Consider the following 15,531-nt stretch of genomic DNA (forward strand, 5'->3'; position numbering starts at 1 on the left):
GTTGCCGTTGCATGTTTTTTTTTGTCATCCCGTAGGGATCTGCTTTTGCAGTTGCCGTTGCATCTGGCGTTCGGCTCGCGCGCAAGGCACGATCGTTGATCCTTCGGCTTGTCCGACGGAAGATTGATATTGGGGTTTAATGCGGTCTTGCCTGCAATCGCTTCCCTTGCCAACTCCCAAAGCCTATTCGCGAACCCAGACCGTCGGATCTTTAAATAAATCTCATCTATTTGCTGCCATGAAGTAATCTGGCCTTGCTCAGCACTCTGCGATACTCATAAATGAAACTGATCGCAGCACCTGACCGGCTCTTCGGCCTCGACACCCTCCGCGCGTTCGCCATCATCGTCGTCATCCTCTATCACCTGACGATCTTCGGTGAGCTACCCATGTGCATCCTCCCCGTCACTTACTTCGGCTGGATGGGCGTTGACCTCTTCTTCGTCCTCAGCGGATTTCTTATTGGGCAGCAAGCGCTCAAGCCTTACCTGATCGGGCAGCGACTCTCCATTGCAGAGTTTTACCGTCGGCGCGTCTACCGCATATTTCCCGCATATCTTGTAGTTCTCGCGCTCTACTTTCTCATGCCCGGCTGGCGAGAGTCTCCACACCTCGCACCGCTCTGGAAGTTCCTGACCTTCACCATGAACTTCGGCTTCAGCTTTGACCGGCGCGGCTTCTCCAACGCCTGGTCGCTCTGCGTGGAAGAACACTTCTACCTCCTGCTACCGCTGCTGGTAACACTGCTCATGCGTCGCCCTTCGGCACAAAAAACCGTAGCGATGCTGGCCTCCGTCGTCCTCTTCGGCATTGCTCTCCGGGGTTTTCTCATAACACACTATCCCGACGATGTCTGGACGGCAATCTACTACCCCAGCTATACGCGTCTTGATGGCCTCCTTACCGGACTTGCCCTCGCCATCGTCCGCACCTTCCGCCCTTCATGGTGGCATAGCCTTATGCAGCGGGGACACACCCTGTTTCTCACGGGTATCGGCTGCGTCAGTTGTGTCATTTGGATGTTTCGCGATCACGATCTCGGCAACAATACCGGCTCTGCCATGTGGGGCGTCATCCTCGGCTTCCCACTTCTTTCGCTTGGCCTTGGGCTTATCACAGCTTCGAGCGTTAGCAGGAACGGTCTGCTCGCCCGCGCGAAGATTCCAGGCGCAGAAACCATAGCCACCCTAGCCTTCAGCCTCTACCTAACCCATAAGGCTGTCGCGCACATCGTGATGCAACGCTTCCCGCAGATCACTTTGCCGCAGGGTCCAGGGTCATGGCTGCTATACGTAGTTACATGCTTCTCAGCTGCCCTGCTGCTACACATCGCCGTGGAGCGTCCGTTCCTTCGCCTGCGGGACCGCGTAGCACGACACAAATCTCCATACGCGCTCGATGAAGAGATGTGCGAGGAGCCCGCGCTGTAACCACTCGTACAACCATGCCGCTGCAAAAAAGCGATTCCGCGACTAGCCCAAAGTGATGCCGTTGCCATTGCCCTTCCTTTTTCATGACTTTTTGTTGTCATCCCGTAGGGATCTGCTTTCGCCGTTGCCGTTGTTTGTTCTCTTGTCCCCACCCAAAACACCTGTCATCCTGAGCGAAGTTGCTCGCAGCACTTTGCGAGCAACGCAGTCGAAGGATCCCCGTATTTGCCGTTGCCTTTGCTCTTGCATGTTCCTTTTTGTTGTCATCCCGTAGGGATCTGCTTTTGCCTTCGCCGTTGTTTGTTCTCCTGTCCCCACCCAAAACACATGTCATCCGAGCGGAGTTGCTCGCAGCACTTTGCGGGCAACGCAGTCGAAGGATCCCCGTATTTGCCGTTGCTCTTGCTTTTGCATGTTCCTTTTTGTTGTCATCCCGTAGGGATCTGCTTTCGCCTTTGCCGTTTGCATTTAAGCTTTCCTCCAAAAAAACGCTGTCAAGCCCCCAAAACGCAAATACCCGCGCCAATCCAGCACATTCGCGTGGCGTATGAGTTATGCGCTACCAGCTATACTTGATATAGAAAGTCAAAAGCCACGGATCATTCCGTGGCTTTTCTCATTGAGAGAGGAGGAAACGCCCGTAACCCCTTTGCCTGGACGAATTTGGACGCAACCCCTTTAGAATGACGATTTTGCGAAACCGACCATGCCGTAAGCTACTCATACAAAGGAATTTACACGCGGCATATAGGGGGGTACCCCCATCACTCAAGGCTGGATCACAATCTTCATCGAGTCGGCCTGCGGATGCGATGCCAGATCGATCGCCGCAACTACATCCTCCAAGGAGAACCGGTGCGAGATCAGGTTGGTCAGGTCGAAGCCGTCACGATAGCCATCGAACACCATCCGGGTCACCTCGTCCTGGATCGCAACCGACGCACTATACGACCCCATCAGGGTCTTCTCATCCATACACACAGCCGCAGGATCAAAGGGAGCCTCTCCATGTTGTGTCGAAGCAAAGAGCACCACTCGCCCGCCCGGACGAATCGCATCCATCGCAACTTTGATCAGGGCGTCGCTGCCAACCGCCAGCAGAGCCACATCCGCGCCGCGCCCCTCGGTCGCCTGCTTCGCCGCCGCAGCTACATCGCTCCGCGCATCAAGCGGATGATCAAGACCAAACCTCGCTGCAATCGCATGCCGCTCAGCATAGAGATCGCTGGTCAGCACCGTAGCCCCCGTCCTGCGAGCCAGCGCAGCCAGCAAAACCCCAATCGGACCCTGCCCAATCACCAAAACGGTCTCATCAGCCTGCAAACCAAGCAACTGAACAGCCTTGAAACAAGTATTCACCGGCTCCAAAAACGCAGCCTGTTCGAACGGAACATCATCCGGAATCTTCACCAACCCACGCCGCACGATCCAGTCCATCACGCGAATGTACTCAGCAAATCCTCCACCCGAAGGAGCAAAACCAGCCGTGCACCCAACCTTCTTATAGACCTCACATTGCGCAAACGTCTGCTTCCGGCAGTAGTAGCACTCGCCACAAGGAATATGGTGGTACGCCATCACCCGATCCCCCACCGCAAACCCATCCACCCCGTCCCCAACCCGCACAATCGTTCCCGCCATCTCATGCCCAAAGACACGCGGCGCATCATGCGAGCCAGTATGGATCTTCTTCAAATCAGTCCCACAAATCCCGCAGCTATGGATCTTCACCAGCACTTCGCCAGCGCCGATCTCAGGCACAGCAATCGTCTCAACCCGAACATCATTCACACCGCGATACACCGCAGCACGCATGGTCGTTGGAACGTTCTGATCCGTCTTCTGCTGATCCATCAAATGATCCGTCAAAGTATTCGTAGTCATCAGTCTCTCTGCCTATACCAGTTTAGCTGGCTCTCCAGCTCTGCCGTAAGCGCCTCAATCGCGATCTTGCTATTCCCCGCAAGCTGACCAAGCTTCGACCAGAGTCGCGGCCGAACCACCGAATACGCAGCAAACGCTCCTTCACGGAACTGGCCATTCTTCGTAGCGAAACGACCAAGCTCCTGCATCTCGAAGCTCGCATCGTCCGATATGACCTTCACTGCACGAAACGGCAGGTTGTGCCCTTGCGCAATGCGAGCCACCGTCGCCGCTTCCATATCCACAGCACTCGCTGAATACGACGCAAACAACCTCTGCTTCTCTCGCACGCTGGCAATACGAGTAGCACTCACCAACACCTGACGAAACTCCGAGTTACTGAAGCGCTCGCCCGATTGCGTATCAACCACAACGCCAGCGCGAACGATATCCCCAACCCGAACCGCCGGATCGCAGCCGCCCGCCAAACCAACCGACACCAACGCCGTCACCGGCCGAACCGCCATCGCCGCCTCGACAGCCATCGCAGCGCGTTCAGCTCCCATACCAGCATGCGCCACAACCGCATACTCATTGCTGTACACGACAACTCGCCCCGCCAGCGTGTGCTTCTTCCACCCGCGAACCAGGTGCTTCACCTCCCGGGGTAGAGCAGCAATGATTGCCGGATATTCCTTCATGCCATCCGCTTGTCGTACGCCGGTGCATACCCATGCGCAACAAACCATTCAATCGCCGACCGCATTGCATCGTAAATCGGAATCACGCGGAAGCCAAGATCTCGTTCAGCCTTCGCAGAAGAAGCAAACATCATCTTTTTCCCCATCCGTACAGCTTCCACGGTAGCGCGCGGATCCTTCCCTCTGAGCCTACCGGTAAAGTTTTCATCAAAAAAAGCGAACACCATTGCAACTGCATGCGGCACCTTCATCGTCGGAGAAGGTAGACCAGTGATGGCCGACATACGATCCAGGATCTGCTTGAGAGTCAAATTTTCTCCGCCCAAGATATATCTCTCACCGGAAGTTCCGCGTTCGAGCGCGGCCACATGCATTCGCGCGACTTCGTTCACATCAACGAGATTTAGCCCCGTATCGACATAGGCCGGAAAGTTCTTGTTCAGAAAATCGACGATAATCCTTCCCGTCGGAGTTGGCTTTAAATCCCCGGGCCCAATCGGCGTAGTGGGATTCAGAATGATCACGTGCTGCCCGGCTTCGGCGGCGCGAACTGCCTCCAACTCACCCAGAAACTTCGATCGTTTGTAGTGCCCGATCATGTCCTTCAATGAGACTGGGGCCTCCTCGTTCACAATCGTCCCGTCCGTCCTGAAACCCATCGTTGCGACGCTCGATGTATAAACAACACGCGGTACGCCACTCTCGCGAGCTAACTTCAAAAGCTCTCGTGTTCCCGTCACGTTCGCAGCATACATTTGTTCCGGGTCACGCACCCACAATCGATAATCCGCGGCGACATGAACTAAGGCATCGCAGCCTTCTAGCGCTGACCGTAGCTTCATCGGTTCGCGCAGATCCCCAGTCACCATCTCTGCGTTTATTCCGGTAAGCGAGTCCAAGCGACTCGTCTGACGTGTCAGCAATCGAAGGCTTGCACCTTCAGCCGCATAGCACTTGGCCACATGGCCTCCGACGAAGCCTGTCGCTCCGGTAATAAATACGCGCACTTTCGCTCTTTTCCAATCGAACCGACAGTCGGAATATACGGACGCTAAACTACCACCCGGCAAACTTTACGCCCGATAGTGCTCTTAGTCCAATTTCTCCGGTTCAATCTGGATGTTTTGCTCACCGGCTGCCTTCTTCTCCCAGTACTTCTTTACCCAGGCTTCAAAGGTTTTTCCCGCTGCTGTATCCCGGCCGGTAAACGCAAGCGCCGCGATGTCAGAGTATGAGATGCTAACCTTCGCCTGCGCATTGGTGGGAATCACACGAACGAACGAGTCCGCCAACGAAGATCCCTGCCTTCGATCAAAGAGGTAGCCAATAACCTGGGATCCGTCTTTGCGCGTGATCGTAATGTCACCGCGGTAGTCGAAAGCCTTTTCCAGTGCCTCGCGAATCTCTCCATCATTCGCAAGCGCCGGTATCCAGCCCTCGAGCTGTTCCCGATCACGTCCTTCGATGTGTTCAAGTTCGTCAGCGCTTTGGTGACGCAACTGATCGATCTTTAAGTGCTCTTGTTGCTCCGTTGCCATGCGCCTAATCTCCCGAGATCGGTTGCAGTTCTGTTTTGGCCGCACTGGCGGACGCTTGGATCTGGATCAATGGGTTGGTATGCTCCGGGCGCCACTCATTGAGCAACTTCTCCGCACCTGCATCCGGATACAGAGACGAAAACATATACTTCTTCGCCGTGACAAAAAATCCCTTCAATGAGCTGAAGTTGTAGTCCACCGCAGAAGCCTCATGTCCAGAGTGCACCATGCAGTTCGCGCACTGCGGATTGCCGCTCTTCGCGCCATAGTTCTCCCAGTTCGTCGTATCCAATAACTCCTGAAAGGAGTCCGCATACCCATCCTGCAGCAAATAGCAAGGCTTCTGCCAGCCAAAGATGCTAAAAGTCGGCATACCCCACGGTGTGCACTCGAAGTTTTGTTTTCCCATCAGAAACTCTGAAAAGAGTGGATGGGTATTGAAACGCCACTCCTTATTGCGATTGGAAAGAATAGCGCGAAACATTCTGCGGGACTTTGCTTTACCCAGAAAGTGATTTTGGTCTGGAGCCTTGTCATAGGTGTAACCCGGCGACACCATCATGCTCTCTACGCCCGCTGCCATCATCTCGTCGAAGTGAGCCCGTACAGAGTTTGGATCGGCTCCATCAAAGAGAGTCGTGTTTGTGGTGACGCGGAAACCAGCCGCGACTGCTGCGCGCACCCCTTCCATTGCGATATCGTAACCGCCCTCGCGACAAACAGAAAAATCGTGGTGCTCACGTTGGCCGTCGACGTGAACAGAGAACGAAAGATACTTGCTGGGCTTGAACAAGTGCAGCTTCTCTTTCAGCAGCAAGGCATTGGTGCACATATAAACATACTTCTTGCGCGCAACCAGACCGGCAACAATCTCGGGCATCTTCGGATGAAGAAGTGGCTCTCCGCCTGGAATCGATACCATCGGCGTCCCACACTCCTCCACGGCCTTGAAGCAGTCCTCAGGGGAAAGCTCTGACTTCAGGATGTGTGCTGGGTACTGAATCTTTCCGCAGCCAGCGCAAGCCAGATTGCAGCGGAACAGCGGCTCCAGCATCAGCACGAGCGGATACCTCTTTCGGCCCATCAGCTTCTGCTTTAGTACATAAGTTGCAACCGTCCAGGCTTGCGAGACTGGAACTGCCATCAGGTGTCTCCTCCAGATAAATTCTTGATGCGGCTTAGTGCGCCGCCCCGCTCTTCATTGCTCGCTCATAAGTGGTCAACGCCAGCAGCGGGAAGTACTGCTTGTAAAGGTGGTACCCCAGATAAAACACGCGAGGAAAGCCGGTTCCGGTGTAGTAGCTCTCGCCGTTACGTCCCGGTACAAGCTCATCCCAGCTACCGTCTTCATGCTGACGGTCAACCAGCCAGCGAATGCCCTTCGCAACAGAGTCAGAACGGGTATCCCCGGCAGCCAGTAACCCAAGCACAGCCCATGCCGTCTGCGATGGCGTACTCGGTCCAATCCCGCGCTGATTCGGATCGTCGTAGGTACCGCACGTCTCTCCCCATCCACCGTCCGCATTCTGCACCATGCGGATCCACTCCGCCGCCTGCTGCACGGCTGGCTCATGGTTCCAGAAGCCCATCGCCTCCAGACCACGTAGCACCAGGAACGTCCCGTAGAGATAGTTGACGCCCCAGCGCCCAAACCAACTCCCGTCGGGCTCCTGCTCTTTCAGAATGAACTGAATTGCCTTCTCGACGCGAGGATCTTTCCGCGTAACGCCATAGAGCGCCAGCATTTCCAACATCCGCCCAGTGATGTCGACTGTCGGTGGATCAAGCATCGCGTTGTGGTCAGCAAACGGAATGTACTGGAAGATCATTTTGGTGTTATCGCGATCGAAACTCGCCCAGCCACCGTTTTTGCACTGCATCGCCCAAATCCAGTTCAACGCACGCTGGCAGGCGTCATACTGGTATCGCTCTCGTGGATTCTCAACGGAATTAAGCGCAAGGAGAACCTGTCCGGTATCATCAACATCCGGATAAAACTCATTGTTAAACTCGAAGTACCAGCCGCCTGGCTCGACGTTCTTTACCTTCTCCGCCCAATCGCCCTTCTGGCGTACTTCCTTAGATAAAATCCAGTCCGCAGCCTTCAACATGCGCGGATCGTCTCTGCGAACGCCAGCTTCCCCAAGCGCATACATCGCCTGGGCCGTGTCCCACACTGGCGGAAAGCAAGGCTGCATGCGAAACGTCGGTGTCGAATAATCAGCGGTCCCATCAGGACAATCGATACCAAGCTTTTCAAACTCATCGAGCGCGCGAATCAACTGCGGATCGTCCACCGAACGTCCCAGGCAACGGAGAGCCACGATCGAGTTCAACATCGCCGGATAAATAGCACCAAGCCCATCAGACTTTTCAAACCGCTCCAGCATCCAGGCTTCAGCTCGTTTCAATGCAACTTTACGCAATGGCCGAATATGAACCCGCTCCGCCAGATGCGCGATCCGATCACAAGCAAGGAAAAAATTGCGCCAACCCAATGGCTTCTTCTTATCCCAGCGCAGGTGCAGATTTGCGTTCTCGCGGCCACCGACGAAAAGCTCCTCAATACCCTGCTCCGGAAGTAGCTTCTTAAACGGCTTCTTCGCATAGATAATCGAAAGCGGAACGAGAATGCCGCGCGACCACGAAGAAATCTCGTAGATGTTGAAGTAGCACCAGTTTGGAAAGAGGACGATCTCCGGTGGAATCGCAGGGACCGCATCGTAGTCGTATTGACCAAGCGCGCAAAGATAGATCTTCGTAAAGGTGTTGCACTCTACAACGCCACCATGCGCAAGCACCCACTCACGGGCCTTCACCAGCACTGGATGATCTTTCGACCACCCCATCAGCTTCAGAGCAAGATAGGCCTTTACCCCATAGCTAATATTCGACGGCCCACCAGGAAACAACCCCCAGCCTCCATCGTCGTTCTGATGACGCAAAATCTCATTGATCGCACGTTCCATCCGGCCAGGCTCGCCGGTACCCAGCAGCGTGTGCATGAAGATGTAATCAGACTCCAACATGGAATCCGCTTCAAGCTCGCCACACCAATATCCATCGGGATGCTGCTGTCCGAATAGCCAGTCTTTGGCGCGCGAGACACCGTCCGTAATGCGCTCCAGGCCAACATCCATACGACCAAAACGCGGCTGGGCCGGCTGATCGATGCCCTTCGGATTACTTGCAGATATACCCATGAAAAACAAACTCTCTTCTACTATTCTTGTTACCGATTTACTGGCGGAGCGGATGCAATGGCCTGAACAATCTCCGGCGGCAACCCGAAGCGAACATTCTCTGGCATCACTTCAACCTCATCGACCGAACCATAACCCATCGTCTGGAGATACTCGACTACATCCTTCACCAGAACCTCGGGAGCAGAAGCCCCGGCCGTCACAGCAACCGTATCTACTCCATCGAGCCACTCCGGTCGAATAGCATCCGCCGTGTCGATCAGGTACGAATTTGTATCCAGATTCTTCGACACTTCAACGAGACGGTTCGAATTGGAACTATTCGTCGAGCCGACCACTAGCACCAGATCTGCGCCATGCGCCACGTTCTTCACCGCAACTTGCCGATTTTCAGTCGCATAGCAGATGTCCTGCGAGTGCGGTCCAACAATGTTGGGGAACTTGTTCTTGAGGGCTTGAATCATATCCCGAGCCTCATCGAGCGAGAGCGTAGTCTGCGTCAGGTAAGCCACACGGTTCGGATCCGGTACAACGAGGTCGGCAACCTCCTGCACGGTCGACACAACTTGTGTAACGTCCGGCGCCTCACCCTGCGTGCCTTCAATCTCGTCATGATCGCGATGGCCGATCAGCACAAGCGAATAGCCTTGCTTGGCAAACTTAATCGCCTCAACGTGAACCTTTGTTACCAGTGGACACGTCGCGTCAATAACCTTCAGGCCACGCTCTTTGGCTCGCTCCCGCACAGCTGGCGACACGCCATGGGCCGAGTAAATAACCCGTGCACCTTCAGGAACTTCATCCAGTTCGTTAACAAAGATCGCGCCCTTTTTCGCCAGGTCGGTCACGACATAGCTGTTATGCACAATCTCTTTACGAACATAGATCGGAGCGCCAAACGTCTCGAGCGCAATCTGCACAATGTCGATGGCCCGCACAACGCCAGCACAAAAGCCGCGCGGCTTGAGAAGAAGGACTCGCTTAGTTTTCGTTTTGCTGCCGCTTTCGTCTATTGCAGCACGGTCAAGAGTGGTTGTAGTCACGCCTACCAGTATACCGCGTCCAATGCCGATAATAAACCGAATTGAACCATTCTAGGTGCAACCTGGACAGGTCAAAAGCACAATCAAAAACTCAAGAAAACGGAAACTTTTCCAGACAATCTGCATCACCAATGTGCTTTAGCTCCATCTCGTTAGAGTTTCTGACTCGAACAAGCTGTATGACCACAGTCACATTGCAACTTCGTTTCACTCTTCGCAGTCTCGCAATAGGCTGAGCAGTATTTTTGGCCTGCAGGCGGGGTACAGAGACAGCCACTCATGGCACACTTCTTGTTAGCGTCGGTTGACATGTCTGATCCTCCAAGATCTCTTAAATTGCTTCATCCTCCCATCGGATGCAGATCCTGCGCCGCAGGATGTCGAGTCCCCGACGTCACCGGCTACTTTCTAACAAATGTTCGGCGTGCTTAAGACTCGTCTCAGTCAACTTGGCCCCGCTCAACATACGAGCGATCTCCTGCGTTCGTTCTGAATCCTCCATTCGGCGAACCTCCGTTTGCGTGCGCCCTCGTCTCTCGGTCTTTTCAATCAAGAAATGGTGATCACCAAACGCTGCGATCTGTGGAAGATGCGTAATACACAGCACCTGCTGGCCCTTGGACAGAGTCTTCAGCTTCCGGCCTACCGCTTCGGCTGCCCGTCCACCGATCCCAATATCGATCTCGTCAAATACCAGTGTCCGCGGCAGGACAGACTTCTTCTTCCGCCCCGTCGGCCCGGATGCAGCCTCTTCCACGGTCACCTTCAGTGCCAGCATGACCCGCGACATCTCGCCACCCGAAGCGATCTCATGCAACGGCTTCAACGGTTCTCCCGCGTTCGTGGCAATCAAGTATTCAACCTGATCCCAACCATGTGCGGTCCAGCTGGCAGGCAACCTCTCTGCAGTCACGCGAACATCAAAGCGAGTGCTCATCGCCAGATCGTTGATCTGCGCCTCGGCCAACTTCTCCAGTCGCTTTGCTGCCTCAAGACGGATGGCCGTAAGGTGCTCCGCAGCGGCCTGGTAAGCCGCCGCATCCTGCTCCTCTTTTGCCTTCAACTCCACCAAGAGCGCATCTCGATTCTCTGCTTCAGCCAACTGCCTCGCAGCCTCAGTGCCAAAGTCGATTACCTCTTTCAATGTCTGCCCATACTTCCGTTTCAACCGATCGAGCGCAGCCAACCTGTCTTCAATCTCCTCCAGCCTCCCCGGAGCGGCATGAACATTGTCGGCAAAGTCACGAACCTCTGCGTCAACATCTTCAACAATTGCCTTCGCCGCGGCCACCTGTTGCGCCGGCTCCTGAAATCGAGTGTCATACCGTGCCAACTCCTCCAGATGCTTCAAAGCCGCACCCAGCGCAGTCTCCGCAGAGCTCTCTGACTCATACAACAACTCATGCGCACTCATCGCAGCGGTATAAAGCTTCTCCGCATTCCCCAATACACGCTTCTCAGACTCAAGCTGAACGTCTTCGTCCTCCGCTACCAACCCGGCCTGATCAATTTCTTTGCTCTGAAAACGCCACAAATCAGCCATTCGCAGCCGATCCTGCTCAGCAGACTGCAGTTCAATCAACTTGTCCGTAGTCGCTCGCCAGGTAGTAAATGCTGCGGCAACCGTATCAGTGTTCGGCCCACCGAAGCGGTCCAGCAAACTCCGTTGTTGTGCCTGGTCAAACGAGCCCAGCGTCTCCCCCTGCGAATGCACCAGCGCTAGCTCAGGCGCAAGCTGCCGTAACACCCCCACGGTGGCAGGCTGATTGTTCACGAACACACGCCCCTTGCCGCTGATCGCAATCTCTCGCCTCAACAAGATATGGTCCGACTCGGAATCAATCCCATTCGCTTCAAGAATTGCAGCTGCGCCCGGGGTCAGCTCGAAGACACACCCCACAACAGCCTTCTCTTCCCCATGGCGAACAACATCCGCCGACGCCTTACCCCCCAACAACAGCGCGAGCGCATCGATCAAAATCGACTTGCCGGCACCCGTCTCACCTGTCAATAGATTCAGCCCAAGTCCGAACGTTGCGACCGCACGGTCGATCACAGCATAGTTTTCAGCACGCAACTCCAGCAGCATAAGGTCCCCAGGCAAAGACGTATCGCGAGAATAGCAAACCTCGCGGTGAACCATCATAAGTACACAAAACCTGCACCACAACAGATGCTCCCCCGTGATTTCACTCACTCACGATTTACACTAAGGGCTGGTGGATAAATAACTATGCTCTGCACCTTCGCCCTTGCTCTGTACTTACTCCAGGAAGACCCCACAGGCGCACCGCCTATCGCAGCAAATGGAAGCGCTCTCATGGAGATGGTCCACAACAGCGGCCCGGTGGCATTCGCGGTGCTCGTCATACTGCTTCTCGCGAGCGTTTTCTCCTGGACGATCATGCTCTCCAAGTGGTCCAGCTTCAGCAAGGCTCAAACACAGAGCCAGCGCTTCGTCCGCGCATTTCGTAAATCAACCCGACTCAGCGAAATCGCCACCGTCGCCGACCAGTTCAAGCCCAGCCCACTCGTCGCCGTATTCACCGAGATTCACGACGAATATCAGCGACAGAACGGAGGACGCGGCCTTCCTCGCAACCCACTTGCACTCGAGCGTGCCGCCCAGACGGCCTCCAACGAAGCCCTCACCGCGATGGAGAGCCGCATGACCTGGCTCGCCACGATCGCCGCTATCGCTCCGTTTATCGGACTCTTCGGCACCGTGATGGGCATCATCGACGCCTTCCACGGCCTCGGCACTGCGGGGGCAGCAACCCTTCGTGCTGTCGCCCCCGGTATCTCGGGGGCCCTCATCACCACCGCCGCCGGTCTCGTCGTTGCCATCCCTGCAGTCGTCGGCTACAACCAACTCACTGCTCGCCTGCGTGAGTTCGGCGCACGCATGGACGACTTTGGTCGCGAACTTCTCAACGCAATTGAAAACGCAGCCATGCTGACACCACCGCCGCAACAGCAGCAGTCAGAAGAGCTGCGGCGGAGGACGTTCTAACAATGGCTTTCTCCGCAAAGGGACGCACCCAGACGACGCTCGCCGAGATCAACATCACTCCGTTGGTCGACGTCGTTCTTGTGCTTTTACTCATCTTCATGCTGACTGCTCCCGTGCTGCAGTCAGGTGTTGAAGTAGCGATTCCGAAGACTCGTACCGTTAATCAACTCACCGAGGAACGCATGGTCGTCACCATCGACCGCGAGCAAAACGTCTTCCTTCAGGACAAGCCCGTCAACGTCAACGAACTCCCCACGCTGCTCAAAACCAACAGTAAGGCCGATCCTTCTAAACGCATCATCTATCTGCGAGCCGACGAACGTGTGCCATTCGGCGCCTTCGCCTCGGTTATGGATGCCGTTAAGCAGGCCGGCATCACCAATATCAGCATCGTCACCCAGCCGATTCAAAAGTGAGGAGTGCGCCATAGCCACTCAACTCAAACTCGGCGATGACGAATACCACAGCAGCGACAGGTTCGGCACCAACTTCGTTGGCTCACTGTTCCTGCACGGTCTCATCGCTGTCATCATCTTTGGCTGGGCATTTATCTTCCACAGCCGAGGCATGAACTGGGGAGAAAACGCGTCAAACGCGGGAGCAATTCAGGCGACCATGGTCTCGTCACTCCCCCTCCCTCCAACGCAGCGCACGCTCGACACCGGCGTCCTCACTTCAGAAGCACCGAGCCCAGCCCCGGTAGTCACCAAAGAAAAAACTGAGCCGCCGCCAGCTCCGAACGAAGTGGCCATCCCGGAAAAGATAACGAAGCCCATCAAAACTGCTGACAAGCCAACTCCGGCGCCGCCAAAACACATTCAGCCCGTTACACCACCGCCGACCAAGGCCGTCACTGGAGAGACCGCCGGCGTGCGCATCGCTCAATCTACGTTGGAACTCAAAAATGGCACCGCCAGCGTCTCTGTCGCAGATCGTACCTTCGGCGCGCGCTTCGCCTACTACGTCAACATCGTCAACAGCAAGGTCGCGCAGAACTGGTACACCGCGGAGGCCGATCCTCGCACCTCCCTCGGCAAGAGCACGACCATTGTCTTCGATATCAACCGCGAAGGCATACCATCCAATGTCCATGTTGAAAGTCCCAGCGGTTCACCAACGCTTGATCTCTCTGCCACGCGCGCCGTCCAGCGCGTCGATGGTTTCGGTCCGTTACCGCAGGGCGATCACATTACTGTCGAATACACGTTTCACCTTCATCCGCAATAGTTTTTCAACACGAATTCGACTCTGGAGTATTCCTTTGATTACGGCTTTCTACACCCCTCGAATATCCCGCCACTACGTTTTTGCGTCTAACATAGGTAAGAATGCTTAGCCTGAAACGAACGACCCTCATTCGGCACGCTCAGCTCTATTGCCGCGGAGCCTTGCTACTTCTTTTCGTGTGTACTGTCGCACTTCGAGCGCAGGATACTTTCAAGACCGAGACCTCAAGTGGCGTCTCCAACATCCGCATAGCCGTCGCGGACTTCAAGCCTTCATCTGCTGACCCGCTGGCCTCCGGGTTTAAGCACACCTTCGACTCAACGCTCTACGCCGACCTGGCCAACGCAGGTATCTTCGACATCGTCTCCAAGAGCCTGCAGCCACAGTCGACCCCGGGCGCTCCCGCCGAGATTAACGTGCAGCAATGGGCTGCAGCGCCGACCTCCGCCGCGATGGTTGCTTTCGGCAGCTTCGGCGTCCAGGGCAGCAAGATCGTCTGCAATGGCTTCCTCTTCGATGCGAAGAACCTTCAATATCCCCAGATCCTTGCCAAGCAATACACCGAGGACGCGAGCGAAGACTCCGCACGGCAGATAGCCCACCGCTTCGCCGACGAGATTATCTTCCGCCTCAGTGGCGGCAGCCAAGGCATAGCAGAGACCAAAATCTACTACGTCAAGATCGGAGGCGCCGATAAAGAGATCTGGGAGATGGACTACGACGGCGCCAACCAGCACCCTATCACTCACCTCGGCAGCGTCTCGCTCTCTCCGCGAATCTCGCCGGACAACACTCGCTTAGCCTTCTCCTCACTCGGTCGCGACGGCTTTCAGGTGCGCATGTACTCAATGCTGCTCGGCCGTATGGTCAACTTCCCATCCGTTGGAGGCACCAACCTCTCTCCGGCATGGTCTCCCAACGGTAAAGACATCGCCTACTCCTCCTCCCGCAGCGGAGACCCGGAGATCTGGATCTCCGACGCAAATGGCAATGTCTCACGCCGAGTCACCAGCTTCCGTGGCCCAGATGTTTCGCCCGTCTTCAATCCGCGCACAGGCTCGCAGATCGCCTGGATCAGCGGACGCACCGGCCTCCCGCAGCTCTACATCATGGACACTGACGGCTCTGCGGTTCAGCGCATGACCGACGGCGGTTACGCGACGTCTCCCTCATGGTCTCCCAACGGCCAGTTTCTTGCCTTTGCATGGGATCGCAAATATGGCCCTGGCGCACCTGGCGGCCAGGATATCTACGTCATGGAGATCGCCACCAAACGCTGGATTCAGCTCACCCACGACGGCGGCCGCTGCGACTTCCCCTCCTGGTCCCCCGACGGCCGGCACATCGTCTACGCCAACTCCGCCGATGGAAAGGACAGTCACATGAAGGTCTGGACCATGCTCGCAGACGGCACGCAGAAGCGTGCGCTTACCGGCGCTGGTGCCGATATGCCCAACTGGAGTTGGAAGTAAGCAGTTATTCCCTGCGGAACCATCTCGCAGACAACTTTGAT

General features: G+C 55.7%; 13 protein-coding genes. 5 read left to right on the forward strand and 8 right to left on the reverse strand.

All coding sequences use genetic code 11. The annotated features are described in order from the left end of the window. Nucleotides 1–281: 281 nt before the first annotated feature. Entirely contained in the window at nucleotides 282–1,430 is a 1,149-nt protein-coding gene (locus RBB82_RS22090; RefSeq protein WP_433972884.1) for an acyltransferase family protein, read from the forward strand. A gap of 768 nt (nucleotides 1,431–2,198) precedes the next feature. Here the strand turns inward: RBB82_RS22090 and RBB82_RS22095 are convergent. The 8 genes from RBB82_RS22095 to recN form a co-directional block, all read right to left on the reverse strand. Continuing rightward, the gene (locus RBB82_RS22095) at nucleotides 2,199–3,314 is read right to left on the reverse strand and encodes a zinc-dependent dehydrogenase (RefSeq protein WP_433972885.1); all 1,116 of its coding nucleotides are present in this window, start codon (nucleotides 3,312–3,314) and stop codon (nucleotides 2,199–2,201) included. Continuing rightward, nucleotides 3,314–3,994 carry a phosphorylase gene (locus RBB82_RS22100; protein WP_433972886.1) on the reverse strand — a complete coding sequence of 227 codons (681 nt, stop codon included), beginning with the start codon at nucleotides 3,992–3,994 and terminating at the stop codon, nucleotides 3,314–3,316. Before RBB82_RS22100 ends, RBB82_RS22095 begins: the two co-directional genes overlap by 1 nt. Then, nucleotides 3,991–5,001: a hopanoid-associated sugar epimerase gene (gene hpnA / locus RBB82_RS22105; RefSeq protein ID WP_433972887.1), complete on the reverse strand. Its 1,011-nt coding sequence runs from the start codon at nucleotides 4,999–5,001 to the stop codon at nucleotides 3,991–3,993. The genes RBB82_RS22100 and hpnA overlap by 4 nt, the downstream gene beginning before the upstream one ends. 84 nt (nucleotides 5,002–5,085) lie before the next feature. Then, a complete protein-coding gene (locus tag RBB82_RS22110) occupies nucleotides 5,086–5,532 on the reverse strand; it encodes a hypothetical protein (protein WP_433972888.1) in 447 nt (148 codons plus the stop codon). Nucleotides 5,533–5,536: 4 nt separating this feature from the next. Then, entirely contained in the window at nucleotides 5,537–6,676 is a 1,140-nt protein-coding gene (hpnH, locus tag RBB82_RS22115; protein WP_433972889.1) for an adenosyl-hopene transferase HpnH, read from the reverse strand. A 34-nt stretch (nucleotides 6,677–6,710) separates the two neighbouring features. After that, nucleotides 6,711–8,735, reverse strand: coding sequence for a squalene--hopene cyclase (gene shc / locus RBB82_RS22120; protein ID WP_433972890.1), 2,025 nt, complete (start codon nucleotides 8,733–8,735; stop codon nucleotides 6,711–6,713). A 29-nt stretch (nucleotides 8,736–8,764) separates the two neighbouring features. Next, a complete protein-coding gene (locus tag RBB82_RS22125) occupies nucleotides 8,765–9,778 on the reverse strand; it encodes a 4-hydroxy-3-methylbut-2-enyl diphosphate reductase (protein ID WP_433972891.1) in 1,014 nt (337 codons plus the stop codon). Between the two features lie 394 nt (nucleotides 9,779–10,172). Beyond that, nucleotides 10,173–11,867 (reverse strand): DNA repair protein RecN, encoded by a 1,695-nt coding sequence (recN, locus tag RBB82_RS22130; protein WP_433972892.1) that lies wholly within the window; start codon nucleotides 11,865–11,867, stop codon nucleotides 10,173–10,175. Nucleotides 11,868–12,011: 144 nt separating this feature from the next. On the opposite strand from recN, the gene RBB82_RS22135 reads away from it, so the two are divergent. From RBB82_RS22135 to tolB, 4 genes are all read left to right on the forward strand, one after another. Beyond that, the gene (locus RBB82_RS22135; RefSeq protein ID WP_433972893.1) at nucleotides 12,012–12,791 is read left to right on the forward strand and encodes a MotA/TolQ/ExbB proton channel family protein; all 780 of its coding nucleotides are present in this window, start codon (nucleotides 12,012–12,014) and stop codon (nucleotides 12,789–12,791) included. Between the two features lie 2 nt (nucleotides 12,792–12,793). After that, nucleotides 12,794–13,207 (forward strand): ExbD/TolR family protein, encoded by a 414-nt coding sequence (locus RBB82_RS22140; RefSeq protein WP_433972894.1) that lies wholly within the window; start codon nucleotides 12,794–12,796, stop codon nucleotides 13,205–13,207. Then, nucleotides 13,146–14,018 carry a TonB family protein gene (locus RBB82_RS22145; protein WP_433972895.1) on the forward strand — a complete coding sequence of 291 codons (873 nt, stop codon included), beginning with the start codon at nucleotides 13,146–13,148 and terminating at the stop codon, nucleotides 14,016–14,018. The genes RBB82_RS22140 and RBB82_RS22145 overlap by 62 nt, the downstream gene beginning before the upstream one ends. Before the next feature lie 161 nt (nucleotides 14,019–14,179). Then, entirely contained in the window at nucleotides 14,180–15,490 is a 1,311-nt protein-coding gene (gene tolB, locus RBB82_RS22150) for a Tol-Pal system beta propeller repeat protein TolB (protein ID WP_433972896.1), read from the forward strand. The last annotated feature ends 41 nt before the right edge of the window (nucleotides 15,491–15,531 follow it).

Origin of the sequence: Tunturiibacter lichenicola (assembly GCF_051013355.1) — a bacterium.
Lineage (GTDB): Bacteria > Acidobacteriota > Terriglobia > Terriglobales > Acidobacteriaceae > Edaphobacter > Edaphobacter lichenicola_F.

What these genes read in the sequence shown, in the direction of transcription:
- RBB82_RS22095 (WP_433972885.1), bottom strand. Translation starts at nt 3,314, where the DNA reads ATGACTACGAATACTTTGACGGATCATTTGATGGATCAGCAGAAGACG.
- shc (WP_433972890.1), bottom strand. Translation starts at nt 8,735, where the DNA reads ATGGGTATATCTGCAAGTAATCCGAAGGGCATCGATCAGCCGGCCCAG.
- RBB82_RS22140 (WP_433972894.1), top strand. Translation starts at nt 12,794, where the DNA reads ATGGCTTTCTCCGCAAAGGGACGCACCCAGACGACGCTCGCCGAGATC.
- RBB82_RS22100 (WP_433972886.1), bottom strand. Translation starts at nt 3,994, where the DNA reads ATGAAGGAATATCCGGCAATCATTGCTGCTCTACCCCGGGAGGTGAAG.
- recN (WP_433972892.1), bottom strand. Translation starts at nt 11,867, where the DNA reads ATGCTGCTGGAGTTGCGTGCTGAAAACTATGCTGTGATCGACCGTGCG.
- RBB82_RS22135 (WP_433972893.1), top strand. Translation starts at nt 12,012, where the DNA reads ATGCTCTGCACCTTCGCCCTTGCTCTGTACTTACTCCAGGAAGACCCC.
- RBB82_RS22090 (WP_433972884.1), top strand. Translation starts at nt 282, where the DNA reads ATGAAACTGATCGCAGCACCTGACCGGCTCTTCGGCCTCGACACCCTC.
- RBB82_RS22110 (WP_433972888.1), bottom strand. Translation starts at nt 5,532, where the DNA reads ATGGCAACGGAGCAACAAGAGCACTTAAAGATCGATCAGTTGCGTCAC.
- RBB82_RS22145 (WP_433972895.1), top strand. Translation starts at nt 13,146, where the DNA reads ATGCCGTTAAGCAGGCCGGCATCACCAATATCAGCATCGTCACCCAGC.
- hpnH (WP_433972889.1), bottom strand. Translation starts at nt 6,676, where the DNA reads ATGGCAGTTCCAGTCTCGCAAGCCTGGACGGTTGCAACTTATGTACTA.